Consider the following 14,329-nt stretch of genomic DNA (forward strand, 5'->3'; position numbering starts at 1 on the left):
GCTAAAGATCTATTAGAACAAATTGTATTTGAAGCGAGAGAAAGCGAGTACATAGACGCTAAAAGTGGAGTGAGTGCACGATTAAGTATAACAGCTTACCAAAACCTATTAAGTACCGCCGAGCGCCGTGCCTTAAAAGCAGGAGACAATAAAACGATGGTACGACTTAGCGATTTTGTAGGGATTATACCTTCTATAACAGGAAAAGTAGAATTGGTTTACGAAGGCGAACAAGAAGGTGCAGCCAAAGTAGCACACAATTTAATAGGGGAGGCAGTACAAAGTCTGTTTCCAGAATTCTTTCCTAAAATTGAAAAACTGCAAAAGCAAGGTGATGAAAGTCCTTATGACGATATCGTGTCTTGGTTTTTTAATAATAGTGAAGGTTTCGAGTTGTTAGACGATTTAAGAGACAAAGAATACAAAGCACTTTTAGATGCCATAACACCGCTAGACGATTTATTAGGAGCGTACCAACCCAAACTATTAAAAGAAGAAAGCTACTTTGTTAAAGAGTTTGTATTATGGGGCTTAGTACAATTTAAACTACTAAGTAAATACCGTTATACTGAAGGGACACAGTTTAAAGATCCTTACGGAAGCTTTATAAGTGGTTTATAAACTATAGCATATAATTCCTGTGAAAACAGGAATCTAAAACAAGAGTAAGAAAAGGCATTGCGAGTTCTAAGATTAACGAGTAACGACTTTGTCATTAAACGATAACGTCAGTTCGAGTGAAATTCCCTTTTTAGGGATTTTGTATCTAGAACGATTCGAGTTGTAAAGCTTCTCGATACAATTTCTCGTGCCTCAAAATCACTCGAAGTGACGTTTGGAGTAAAATTGAAATTACAGCGTCAGTTCGAGTGAAATTCCCTCTTAGGGATTTTGTATCGAGAACGATTTGAGTTGTAAAGCTTCTCGATACAATTTCTCGTACCTCGAAATCACTCGAAGTGACGTTTGGAGTAAAATTGGAATCATAGCGTCAGTTCGAGTGAAATTCCCTTTTGGGGATTTTGTATCGAGAACCATTTGAGTTGTAAAGCTTCTCGATACGATTTCTCGTACCTCAAAATCACTCGAACTGACGTTTGGAGTAAATTTTAATTAAGATTTATCAAATATCTTTTTAGATAAATTAGGAAGCTTATTATATTCATTATTAATCAAAGCTTCTTTTTTAGCTCTAGACCATTTTTTTATTTGTTTCTCTGTTTCAATAGCAAAGTTAATATCTGTAAATTCTGAGTAGAATACAATATCTAAAGGCCTTCTTTTGTAAGTATAGCTGTCTTTATGTTTACCAGTTTTATGTTCAATTATTCTTTGTTCTAAGTTTGATGTAATTCCTGTGTAGTATGAATTGTCAGAACATTTTAAAATATATACATAAGATAATTTCATGTTCTAAAATACGAGATTTAAAATGATAAATGTAATCTACTTAACATTATTTGTTTTATAACGTCAGTTCGAGTGAAATTTCTTTTTAGGAATTTTGTATCTAGAATTATTCGAGTTGTAAAGCTTCTCGATACAATTTCTCGTACCTCGAAATCACTCGAAGTGACGTTAAAAGTTAAATCCTTATAAATATAGTTTAAGAAATATTGCTTACTTAACTAATTTAGTAAGTACCTGTATCTCGTTATGTAATGTTTTATGTACTGGACATTTATCTGCTATTTGAAGAATACGTGTTATTTGTTTGTCGTCTAAATTACCAGTTAATTGTATTTCACGATTAAAAGTGTCTATTCTAGCTGAGGTATTATCGCAATCTTCGCAATCTACGGCGTGATGTTTTCCATAACTCGTGTGGACTTCTACATTTTGTAAATCCCAACCTTTATGCTTTACATACATTTGTATAGTCATTGCTGTACAAGCAGATAAACCGGCAGAAACCAACTCGTATGGAGAAGGACCAAAATCGTTACCACCATAACTTGTAGGCTCGTCAGCAGTTAAGTAATGGTTACCAACTTTTATTTGTGTGGTAAACCCATCTTCGGTATTTAAACTAGCTATAACTTGATGTTGAGTTTTTAATGATTCTGTTTTTGGCTTATTTACATAGCGTTGTGCCCAATTGGCTATTACATTACCTACATAGACAGAATCATTAGCATTCATTAATAAATGATCGGCTCCATCTATAGATACAAAACTTTTTGGATGATGTGCAGCGATATATATTTCCTCTGCATTTTTAATACCTACTGTAGTGTCTTGTGGGGAATGCATTACTAATAAAGCTTTGCGTAAGTTTTTAGCAACTTCGGGAAGTGATTGTGCTTCAATATCGTCTAGAAACTGTTTTTTAATGGTAAAATTACGACCTCCAATATTTACAGAAGCTTTACCTGTAGCTTTAATATCTTCAATACTATTGTGTAATAAATGTTGAACATGTTTTGGGTTCGATGGCGCTCCAATAGTAGCAATGGCCTTAACGGATTCTATTTTAGAACCTGCAAAAATAACAGCGGCACCTCCTAAAGAGTGCCCAATAAGTAGGGAAGGTGCTTTATAATTTTCTTTTAAGAAATTTGAAGCTTGTAGTAAATCATCAACATTACCCGAGAAATTAGTGTCTTCAAAATGGCCGTCGCTTTCTCCTAGTCCAGTAAAATCAAATCGCAATACACCAAAACCATTAGCGGTTAGTGCTCGACTAATATTTTTTACTGCCGATAAGTTTTTGTTGCATGTAAAACAATGTGCAAATATTACAAAATTGTGTGGGTGTTGGTTTACAGGTAGTTCTAATCTGCCAGTAAGTTGTAAGCCTTCACTATTTAAAAATGTTACTTTTTTTATGTTCATGTTTATATTGGTCGTAAACAAATTAAGGAATTACAAAAAAGTCTTGAAGTGCTCTTTTTAAGGCTTTTAAACTTATGGGCTTTGTTAAATAGCCATCAAACCCAATAGTAATAGCTTTATTATAATCTTCTTCATGAGCGTAAGCGGTTTGTGCAATTACTGGAAGGGTAGGTTTTATTTGCTTGATTTGTTTTGTTGCTTCGTATCCATCTAAAATAGGCATTTTTATATCCATTAAAACGATGTCGAACCTTGATTTTTTTACTTTTTCTACGGCTTCTTTTCCATTTTTAGTCCAGATAATTTCTTTATTATCTGGGATAATTTGGTCTAATGTTTTTTCAAGAACTAAATAATTTAGTCTCATATCTTCAGCAATGAGAATTTTTAAAGTACTATTAATTGGTTTTATTATTTCTCTTTCTGGTATTATAGTTGGTTTAAATGGTAATGTAATTATAAATGTAGCTCCTTTTTTTTCTGTAGAAACTAAACTAATATTGCCTCCAAGAGATTTTATATTTTCATTAGCTATAGAAAGTCCTATTCCTAATCCATCATATTTTTTAGACAACTCTTTTTCTTCTTGATAAAATTCACGAAAAACAATTTTAGATAATTCTGGTTTTATTCCAATGCCAGTATCTGTGATAATGATATGTATGGTATTGTTTTTAACGCTAACTGTAAATGTAATATGCCCAGTGTTAGTAAATTTTACGGCATTGTCTAATACGTTACTTATGGCTTTAACAACTCTAGACTTGTTAGATATAATATAGTCTTCATCTACAGCAAGGTTGTTATTAAATTGAAAATTTAAGCCTTTGTGCTTTGCTTTAGAGTCATATATTTCAGATATAATATTTAATGCTTTATGTAGTGAAAAGGCATGAAGTATTGGTTTTTTTTTATCTGTTGTTAATTCAGATATTTCAATTATATTATTTAATATGTTAGTAAGTTTATTACTCTCTTGGGTTATAGTCTCTATATAATCGGTTTTAGTAACTTTACCTTCTTTTAAAAGATTACTAAAACCAATTATACTGTTTAACGGTGTTCTTACTTCGTGAGAAATATTTTGTAAAAACAAGGTTTTTAAGTTGCTTCTTTTTTCTGCTTTTAACTTAGCGACTCTTAATTCTCTTGTTTTTTTCTTTACTATACTTTTTAAGTATCGATTAAAAAGAAAAAGAGCTAATAAAATAGAGAGTAAAGCGCTTAATAATATCTTCCAGAAAATAGGTTTTTTGTGTATTGGTTTTACAATATTAAAAAGCCATTTATCTAATATTTCATTTTTTTCGTTTATGCTTATAGCATTACTTCCTTTCTTTATAATTTTTGCTAGTGTGGGTCTCTTTTTATTGATGCCCATACTTAATTTGTACTTGAAATTTATAGAGGAGTTAATTTCAATATTTGTTAGATTTTCTTTTTTAATAGTATAATTCACTACAGATTTAAGTCCAATAAATCCATCAACATTTCCAGAAGATAGCGCTTTTAAACTTGCTTTTTCATCAACCAAAGGAACTAAAACTAGCTCTGGGTATTTATTTCTTAAGTATTCTTCTATAGAGTGTTCGTCTCCTACAGCTATTTTTTTTCCTTTTAAATCGTTTAAATTTTTAAAACCACTCCCTTTTTTTGAGACTATAACATGATCATTAAAAAATATAGGTTTTGTAAACGTTAAATAATTTTGACGCTCTGGTGTATTTTGAATTTCTAGTATTAAATCAATATTCCCTTGTTCTGCTTCACTCATTAGAGTTTGCCAATTAGTAAAGACCTTCTTTTTAAATTTGTATTCAATTTTTTCTTCAAGTGTTCGCAAGTAATCAACAAGAATGCCATCTACATGGCCATCATCATTTACAAATTGATAGGGCGGGTAGTAAATAAAAAGCGCTATAACCAAATTGGGGTTTTGCGATAAGTATTCTTTTTGGTTTTTTGTTAAGCAGGATTCTTTTTGGCATGTAAATAAGGGAAGAAAAACAAGAATGAGAAATAATAAACGTAACGTTTTTTTCATGTTTTTAGTAAATTAGATATCTAATTTACTTCTTTTTTGCTAAAAAAATGAGAATTATTTATTTATATGTGTATGAAAATCAATTATCTAGTGCTTCTGGATTTAATGTTTGCTTCACAAAATTCTATGATTTCTACTATTCTTTTTTGTCTGGTTTCCTCTCTTTTTGCTTGATTTAACCAGTATAAATAATGTTTACGATACGATGGAGCGAAGTTTTTATAATTAGTGTATGCTACTGGATTTTTATCGAAAGCATGTTGTAATTCTGGTGGAATAACTCCTTTCTCAACCTCATCTAAGGCAGTCCATGAACCATTTGTTTTGCCAATTTCTATTATTGCTAAACCGCTTTTTTGCATTAGTTTAGCTTTTGTCAACTCTTTTATATAGCGTTTGTTTAATGCACTCCAAACACTTTTAGGGTTTCTTTTACAAAAATATTGTCTGCGTTTTCCGTTGCCTAAACTTTTAACAGTAGAGTCTATCCAACCGTAACAAAGTGCAACTTTTACGGCGTCTTCCCAACGCATGGAGGGTTCTGGGTTTTCAACTTTATAAAAAATAAGATATACTCCATTAGATATAGCATGATTATTATGCAGCCATTCTCTCCATTCTACATTGGTTTTAAAATAAAGTTCGGGTACTTCCATAACTTTTATCCTTTTTTTACTTTTACATAAAAGTCTTTATCTACTTCAATTTTTGAATCTTTAGAAGGTAATTTTAATGTTTTATATTTTTTTGTTGGTTTTATCCAACGTTGTTTTCCATCTATAGTAATTTGTATAGGCATTTTAAATTTATCTACAACATTGGTCCATTTATACTCTAACTTTCTTTTTTTTATGCTGTATTCTAAAACTGGAATTCTAATATCTCTAAGGTACTGGTCGAAAATAGGTTTCAATTTTATTCCAGATTTATTTGACATATAGTTTTCTATTTGTTCTGTAGTTACAGTTTTATGATAAAATTCTTTATTGAGCCCTCTTAGTATAGTTCTCCATTTTTTATCATTATTTACGAGTTGTCTTATGGTGTGTAGCATATTAGCACCTTTATAGTACATGTCTCCAGAACCTTCAGAGTTAACATTGTATGTACCAATTATTGGGCGATCGTTTTGGATGCTTCTGCGTGTTCCAATAACATATTCTGCTGAAGCTTTTTTACCATAATAATAATCTAAAAACAGGTTTTCGGAATAAGCTGTAAAGCTTTCATGAATCCACATATCTGCAATATCTATATTAGTAATGTTATTAGCAAACCACTCGTGTCCAGCTTCATGTATAATTATAAAGTCGAATTTTAAGCCCCATCCTGTTCCAGATAAATCACTACCTAAGTAACCTTTAAGGTATTTGTTTCCGTATGTTACAGAGCTTTGGTGCTCCATTCCTAAATATGGTACTTCTACTAATTTAAAGCTATCTTCATAAAAAGGATAAGGGCCAAACCAATGTTCAAAGGCTTTCATCATTTTTGGAGCATCTGTAAAGTGTTTTTTAGCTTTTTCTAGATTATATTTAAGTACATAATAATTTAAATCTAAATCTCCTTTTTCTCCTTTGTATACTTCAGAAAAATTTACGTAGTCTCCAATGTTTATATTTACACCGTAATTGTTTATTGGGTTTTTTACAGTCCAATGGTATGTTGTTGTGTTATTCGTTTTCGGTTCAATTTTTTTAAGTCTACCGTTGGATATATTCATTAGTTTGCTAGGTACGTTTACACTAATATCCATACTGTCAACCTCATCATACATATGGTCTTTATTTGGCCACCATACACTAGCGCCTAAGCCTTGACAAGACGATGCAATAAAATGATTACCATTTTTGTCTTTTTTCCATGAGATTCCTCCATCCCACGGTGCACGAACCGCTTCTTTTGGGTGCCCTTCATAATATACATCTATACTATTAATATTGCCTTTAATTTGATTGTCTATAAGTGTAATAAAATGGGCATTTCCTTCTTTACGAACATTTAATTCTTTATTATTTTGAAGTGCTTTAGTAGTCTTTAAAGGCTCTTGTAAATCGATTTGCATAATTGATTTCGATTCTAATACGGTATATTTAATAGTATTTTTTCCTTTAATAAATTTATTATCTGGGTCTACAGAAATATCTAAATGATAATATCCTAAGTCCCACCATTCTCGTTCTGGAGTTATAGATCCACGTAGTGTATCTTGCTTTGTAAAATTATTTTTATCGGAAAGCAACCCTTGTGAAAATAAAGAAAAAGAGACCAAAAATAATAGATGATATAATATAATTTCTTTTTTGTTTATAGGTTTCATTTTTTGAAGTACTTGCATGTTTTTAAAGCTTTATTCTATAACTTATGTTGTCTTTTTTAAAGGTATTATTATCTATATAAATAAAATAACTGCCCCGAAGATAAGTTACTAATATTTAATTTTATAGAAGAGTAATATTTTTTAACATGTTTTTTTGAACTTATTTATTGTATTTATAAACTCTTGTATTCCCTTATTTTTCTAATTAAGCTTGTTAAACTTTTGAATTTTAGTAAAATAAAATAGAGATCAGTTTATCGAAGAATTCTAATCTGGTTATAAAACTAATTGTTTTTTTACTATTTTAGTCACTTAATTAAACCCCTTAATTCCCTCAAAATAATGATTAAACTTTCGTTTTGTATCATTGGTATATTCTTTATATCATTTACCTACTCACAATCTAATTGTAACATTTCTGAAAAACCAGAAGACGAAACTTCAATTACACTAACAGAACTTTCTAATTTAATTCTTACACCAGAGTTTTATGATGTAAATCATAGATACGAAGATGGTTTAGGAACAAGAGGAGGTTTGCATTCAGGTGGATTTTTAGATACTTGGCTTGGAGAAACGCAAATAATGTTTCCTTATAACAATTTACCAATTACTGTTAATTTAACAAATACAGAAATTGTAAGTAATGCTAGTAATTATATGTATTGGATGACCATGGCAATGGGGCAAGAATATATGAATGTAGATATGCAGTTTATGATGGGGTTTGGAGCTAAAGAAACCTTTTCAGGAACTCCTTTTGCTGGCTCGCCATTCAATACAAATTTGGAAGGTGCTTATGGACCATTTGAAGTAGAGTTATATACAGGTTTAGATAGAGCGATATCCTATCCAAGCTTTTTTCCTGAATATCAAACTCAGTTAGAAGCTGCTCTGGATGGCACTACGTCTGGTATTGATCCATTAAATTTAATGGATGATTATATAGGGATAGACCCAACGATGTTAGATGAATCTCCTGTTGTAAATGCTTATATGTTAAGCCTTATTAACTTTTTTAGTATTTATAATTTTTATAGTTATGCAGAAGATTTATGTTGGTCTAAAATAATAGAAGCACCTGCGGATCCTTACTACGGGCTTGGGGCATTAGCTGTAGCCTATAACTTAGGAATGTTTGCAACAGACCCCGTTGCTGTTACAATGAACAAATATAATTTTGCGACAACTAGAGACGATCCAAATGCAAGAGACCTCTTACCAGAAGGAAATAGTTCCTACAGAATACATATTACAGAAGTTGCTGAGGCTATTGTACAAAGAGCTGAAGATGCTAATACAGATTTATCTATTCCGCTTTGGGATTATCAAATTGATTGGCCAACAATAGAGCGTTTTTTCTTAGGAGAAGGAGGAACTGTAAATGCACAAGGAAAAGGAGGGTTACTAAAGCATTTTGAAATGAGTGATTTAGTTGTAAGACAAGAGATAATGACTACATTACAAGCTGCGTTTAATATTTTAAAAGGTCAAGCACCTTCTTCAACGTCTACTACTATAAGTTACAGATACGATTGGTTGTCTTTATTACGAACTGTAAAGCAACATTTCTCTAATGAGGCTATTTTTGAAGAACCACTAAAAGGAGATGCGGCCCTAAGAATAAATGCTTATACAGGAACAGGAGGCTGTTGTGAAACCCCAGAAACAATAGATTTTGATGGGGTTGATGATTATATAAATTTATCCTCTTTTATAGGAGGGACCAATTCAACAAGTCAAATGGCATGGTTAAGATTAAACCCTTCATTTAATAGTGTTTCTACTATTATGGAGCAGAATAATGTGAAGCTATGGTTAGATGCCAATAGAAGGTTTAGCGGATCGGTGGTTACTGTAAACGGAACTTTTACAGCAACAACATCTACGGTTATTGCTAAAGATATTTGGACTCATGTTGCTATAATATATAATGGAACAAAATTAAAACTATTTATTAATGGGGAAGAGGAGGCAAATGTAGCTGCCTCAGGAAGTTTAATAGCTGCTTCAGGCGATTATGAAATAGGTAGATCTATTTTAGGAACAGAATATATTAATGCATTTATAGACGACACTAGAGTGTATGATATGGCACTGTCTAATGCGCAATTACAAGAACAAGTTTATCAAGAAATAGAAGTTAATGGTTCTGGAATACGTGGTTTAGTTATTCCTAAAGATATAATAGGCGTGCCTTCATCAAGTTTAAAGTTGTATTATAAAATGGATCCAATAGAATTGGGTAGAGTAATAGATCAATCTTCCTTTGGTCGAGATGGAATACTTAACAATATAACTACTGTAGAAGAACAAAATGCGCCAATGCCTTATGTAGCATCTACATCAGGAAATTGGTCTGATGTTAGTGTGTGGGAAAACGGAACAGTTTGGGATATTGCAAATGCAACAAATAAAGATTGGGCTATAGTTCAAGTTGTTAATAATGCAAAACTAACAACTGTAAATAGTCGTACTTTACTAGGCTTATTAGTAAACTCTGGAGCAGAAATAGAAGTACAAAATGATCAATTACTAAAGAATACTAATTATGTTAAGTTAGATGGTAAAATAGATTTACAAGGCGAATCGCAATTTATTCAAACTGTAAATAGTGACCTAGATGTAAACAGTACTGGGATTTTAGAACGAGACCAACAGGGAACCCAAGATTTATATACTTATAATTATTGGGCATCTCCAGTAGGAGCAAATAATACAACAACTAATAATAATAGTTATACTGTGCCAGAGGTATTAAAAGATGGAACCAATCCAGCAAATCCAACAGCTATTAATTTTCTTACTACTGGTTACGATGGAGCATTAGGAACCCCAATTAGTATAGCAGATTATTGGATTTGGAAATATAGTAATGATGCTACAAATTATTATAATTGGCAACATATAAAAAGCACAGGAACATTATTAGCAGGCGAAGGGTTTTCTATGAAAGGGGTTAATAATACTAATGGAAATGTTACATTAGAACAAAACTATACATTTCAGGGGAAGCCTAATAACGGTACCATTACTTTACCTATTACTGCAGGAAATGTATACTTAGTTGGTAATCCTTATGCATCTGCAATAGATGCACACCAGTTTATTTTGGATAATGCACCAATTATAGAAAGTGCCGGAGCAACTTCTGGAACATTATATTTTTGGGAACATTGGGGAGGCGGTTCTCATATTACTACAAACTACCAAGGTGGGTATGCTACGTATAATTTATCTGGAGCAGTGCCTACTGCTACTCTTGGAACAAGTACACTAGGTAATGGAGGTGTGCCAACAAAGTTGCCAGGACGTTATATTCCTGTTTCTCAAGGGTTTTTTGTTAGTGGAGAAATTACTGGAGATATAATTTTTAATAACGGACAACGTGTATTTGAAAAAGAAGGCGCTAATTCTGTATTTATAAAGAATGGAGCAAATACCTCTAATATTACTGAAGCTATAGACGAAAGATTAAAAATTCGTTTAGGATTTCAATCTGTAAATGCAATAAACAGACAGTTGCTAGTAACAGTAGATCCTAATGCTAGTTTAGGGGTTGATTATGGTTACGATGGTGAGCAAACGGAAGTACAAATAGATGATATGTATTGGATAATGAACGATAAAAGGTATGTAATACAAGGTATTGATACTATTGAAGCTTATACTACAATACTACCTTTAGGCATACATACAAGTTCCAGTGGTGTAAATACTTTTAAAATAGACGAGCTTATCAATGTCCCTAATAACTTTGAAGTTTATGTTTATGATACTTTAACAGAACTCTATCATGATATTAAAACCAATCCCTTTTCTATACATTTAGAAGCAGGGGAGTACTTATACCGTTTTGAGTTACGCTTCTCAACCGACAATATTTTAAGTGTAGATGAAGTAGATAGTAGTAATATTGAATTTTATTTTGCTAATACTAATGCGTCTATAGTTATTGAAAACCCTAAATTAGAGGATATAGAATGTGTAACATTATATAACACGCTAGGGCAGTCTGTAATAACGTTTAATAATATTAAAATAGAACATTATATAGAACTTAAAACAAAAGCTATAGCAACTGGTAATTATGTTTTAGAGTTAAAAACGGGAAAAGGAAAGTTATCCAAGAAAGTTTTGATTGAATAGCTATTACTTAATATTAAAAAAACCTGCAGAAATTTTTAAGTAGGAGAGTACTAGTAATGCATTAATAATTTTTATTTGTTTTTTGCTCCAGTTCTTGTTGTGTACTGTCTTTCATTATTTTTTCTCCTACTCTAAATTCAATTATTGCAAGAGAGAATACTATTACAATTTCTACTAAAATATATGTCCAACCTAAAACCTTAATTGTATTAAAGTGATAAAATATCAATCCTAATGATGTAAAACAGTACATTAAATTCAGTATTGCGATTCCTTTTAATAACAATCCTGTGTTTTGATTTCTTTTTCGATAACAATAGAAATCATAGGCAGCGAAGAATATCGGTATTATAGCAAGGATATATAACACCGAAATAGGAATTCCAAATATAATTTCAAATTTAACAAGTATTACTCCTAATAAAAAGGCAGATAAAATTGCTCCAAATCCATCAATTAAAAAGAGTTTTTTCGGATTCAATTTAGCTTTCAGTATTAAATGTTTAAGAGGCATATTGTAATCGCTTTTTTGTTTTTAACACTTGCACACACCTAAAGAAATATATAACAACTATATATTTCTTATATGAGAAACTAATCTAATAAATCTTTTAAGTTTTTAAACTTTTTTATAACGGCAGAAGTATAAACTTCAGTTGTTTTGCTGCAATTGTGCTTTAATATTACTTGATGTCTTGTAAAACTATTCCTTTTTTTAATAGACATGTAGTTAAACCGTACTACTATATTCTAACTATTGCCTCTACTATTTTTATCGTTACTAATGTAATATGGTATCGGGTTCTAAGTTTCTGGTTTACCAAATAATTGTTTTTTAGTAATATGAAACGACTTTTTGTGTCTCTTACTCTTTGGGGTAACGGTTTATGTCTTTATGTTGCCAGATAATATTGATAACTGTCCATTCACCATCTAATTTTATTAAGTGTAGGTATTCTACCCAATTATCAGAAACCAACTTTACATTAGCTATGCGATTATAAATATCTAATATTTCTATTTTATTATTAGGGGTAAATGGGAATTTAGTATTTGATTTGTTCCATGATGTAGCAAAATCAATCATTTGATCTTTTATAGTTGCTCTAGCATATTCTTTTTTTAATTGCCTGTCGTAGCCAATGGTAACTTTATTTAAACTATCGTTAATGACACTATTCATTAATTCGGGTTTTAAGTCCTGTAAAGCAATTAAATAACCTAAAGCTTTTTTCTTAATAGCTATAGAATCTTTTTGTGTAGCTATAGATGCTAACTCTGCTTTTGTATTTGAGTATATTGGTCTTTCACGTATTTTTTTATTAGTAGTATCAAATTGTTCTAACCCAATTTGGTTTCCAATAGCATCATATTTTTTCTCTCCATAAGCAAACCCCCATTGGTTTAAAACAAGGTTGTTTTCTGCATCATGATAACTATAGGTGGTATGATTCCCTAACTCATCATATACATCTTGATACGAGGCTGTTCCTTTATCGTTATTAATAATATTTAAATTTTCATCTAAATTATAGTGAGCTTTTGGGAACCCTTTTTTTGTTAATAATATACCTGTGGTACCAAATTGAAAATACGGCGAAAGTGCAACCGTTTCTTGTTTTAAATTAAAACGTTTTTCAATAATTAACTTCTTGTGTTTTTTCCATTGGTATTCATAAATTCCCCAATTAGACAACATAGGTTCATTGTCTAGATTATAAAATTGGAGCTTAGATTTTAACCCATTTTTGTTATAGCTATATACTTCTTTAAAGACTGCTCTATTATTAGTGATGTGTTTTCCATTTTTATCATAAAATGTTCTGATCTCTTTATTTTTTGAGTAGGTAATTACTACTTTATAAACCCCTAATGATGCTAAAGGATGCTGTTTTTCTGTATGGTAATGCTTGTTTAATATTTCAATAACTCTGTTAGAGTCATCATACTTAAAGATATAGTGAGAGGTCAATTGTGCAGTTGCTTGATCTATAGGGTAAATTCCTGCTAATTCTACATACGGTGAGACATGATTGTATCTTAAATGTCTATAATACTCTGTTTTAGAGCTATTTTGTGCATATAAACTTGTGCATATACACAACGTTATAAGTAATTTTAAAATTTTCATACTGATTTATTGTTTTTTGATTGATTATGAGGGTGTTTCTTTGCGATAGTAACAAAAACTATACCTAATTATAAATAAAAAGCTACTTGATTTATAAGTAGCTTTTATTATTTTATTATGTTAAGCAGGTAACAATTACTTTATTATAAGTTTTAAAGTTTTTGTTTGCTGTTTTGTATTAGTCATTTTTACAAGATATAAACCAGCTGACAACTTTGATGTGTTTAATCTAAGAGGAGTATTCTTATTAAAAAGGTGTTTTTTAGAAATTACTTTCTGGCCTTGAATATTAATAATGTTAACAAACATTTCTGAAGATTCAGTAGAATTTAATGCAATCATTACATAATCGCTTGTAGGGTTTGGATACATTTTTATTTGACTTGTAATTAAGCTTTCTTCTTCAACGCTTAAAGTGTTTTCAATATTAAAATCTAAAATACCTGCTCCCCATGTTGCAAAGCGAATACTATTTGTAGAATTTATATAGTCTACATCCATTGCATTAAAAAAGCCTATACCTTCTGCTAGAGAGTACCATGTTTCTTGAGCTACATCAAACACATATGGACCAATGTCTGTTCCTGCAAAAACAAACTCACCACTAGGTATTACTATCATACCTCCAGTTTGTGCATCATCTCCAGAAGGAAAAACCCCAGTTACATCTGTCCAAGTATTACCACCATCTGTAGATAATATAGAGCCTACATTATTATTACTTGGTCCAGAAAATAATATCCAGTTATCATTTCCGGGTAGTACAACACCACTTCCAATATCCCCTCGTGTCCATCCGCCAGGTGTTTTACTAAATGGTGTAATTGTACCAGAATCGAAAGTATTACCT

9 protein-coding genes and 1 pseudogene are annotated in these 14,329 nt (G+C 31.1%); 2 read left to right on the plus strand and 8 right to left on the minus strand.

Annotation, left to right across the window (positions count from 1 at the left end; genetic code table 11):
• A pseudogene (locus tag ACVC2P_RS04280) lies at positions 1–621 on the plus strand (magnesium chelatase); the annotation flags it as partial.
• A gap of 492 nt (positions 622–1,113) precedes the next feature.
• On the opposite strand, the gene ACVC2P_RS04285 reads toward ACVC2P_RS04280, so the two are convergent.
• From ACVC2P_RS04285 to ACVC2P_RS04305, 5 genes are all read right to left on the minus strand, one after another.
• Positions 1,114–1,410, minus strand: a complete 297-nt coding sequence (locus ACVC2P_RS04285) for a GIY-YIG nuclease family protein (protein ID WP_452597250.1) — start codon at positions 1,408–1,410, stop codon at positions 1,114–1,116.
• A 210-nt stretch (positions 1,411–1,620) separates the two neighbouring features.
• Positions 1,621–2,835, minus strand: coding sequence for a bifunctional alpha/beta hydrolase/OsmC family protein (locus tag ACVC2P_RS04290; protein WP_452597251.1), 1,215 nt, complete (start codon positions 2,833–2,835; stop codon positions 1,621–1,623).
• Between the two features lie 22 nt (positions 2,836–2,857).
• A complete protein-coding gene (locus ACVC2P_RS04295; RefSeq protein ID WP_452597252.1) occupies positions 2,858–4,879 on the minus strand; it encodes a response regulator in 2,022 nt (673 codons plus the stop codon).
• Positions 4,880–4,962: 83 nt separating this feature from the next.
• The gene (locus ACVC2P_RS04300) at positions 4,963–5,535 is read right to left on the minus strand and encodes a YdeI/OmpD-associated family protein (protein ID WP_452597253.1); all 573 of its coding nucleotides are present in this window, start codon (positions 5,533–5,535) and stop codon (positions 4,963–4,965) included.
• A 5-nt stretch (positions 5,536–5,540) separates the two neighbouring features.
• Positions 5,541–7,217, minus strand: coding sequence for a M1 family metallopeptidase (locus ACVC2P_RS04305; RefSeq protein WP_452597254.1), 1,677 nt, complete (start codon positions 7,215–7,217; stop codon positions 5,541–5,543).
• Positions 7,218–7,541: 324 nt separating this feature from the next.
• Between ACVC2P_RS04305 and ACVC2P_RS04310 the strand changes: the two genes are divergently transcribed.
• Positions 7,542–11,348 (plus strand): LamG-like jellyroll fold domain-containing protein, encoded by a 3,807-nt coding sequence (locus tag ACVC2P_RS04310; RefSeq protein ID WP_452597255.1) that lies wholly within the window; start codon positions 7,542–7,544, stop codon positions 11,346–11,348.
• 61 nt (positions 11,349–11,409) lie between these two features.
• On the opposite strand, the gene ACVC2P_RS04315 is transcribed toward ACVC2P_RS04310, so the two are convergent.
• The 3 genes from ACVC2P_RS04315 to ACVC2P_RS04325 form a co-directional block, all read right to left on the minus strand.
• On the minus strand, positions 11,410–11,862 hold the full coding sequence (locus tag ACVC2P_RS04315; RefSeq protein ID WP_452597256.1) for a hypothetical protein: 453 nt from the start codon (positions 11,860–11,862) through the stop codon (positions 11,410–11,412).
• 351 nt (positions 11,863–12,213) lie between these two features.
• Entirely contained in the window at positions 12,214–13,479 is a 1,266-nt protein-coding gene (locus ACVC2P_RS04320; RefSeq protein ID WP_452597257.1) for a hypothetical protein, read from the minus strand.
• A gap of 135 nt (positions 13,480–13,614) precedes the next feature.
• On the minus strand, positions 13,615–14,329 hold a 715-nt coding region (locus tag ACVC2P_RS04325), incomplete at its 5' end, for a T9SS type A sorting domain-containing protein (RefSeq protein WP_452597258.1).

Source organism: Pontimicrobium sp. MEBiC01747 (assembly GCF_053601635.1).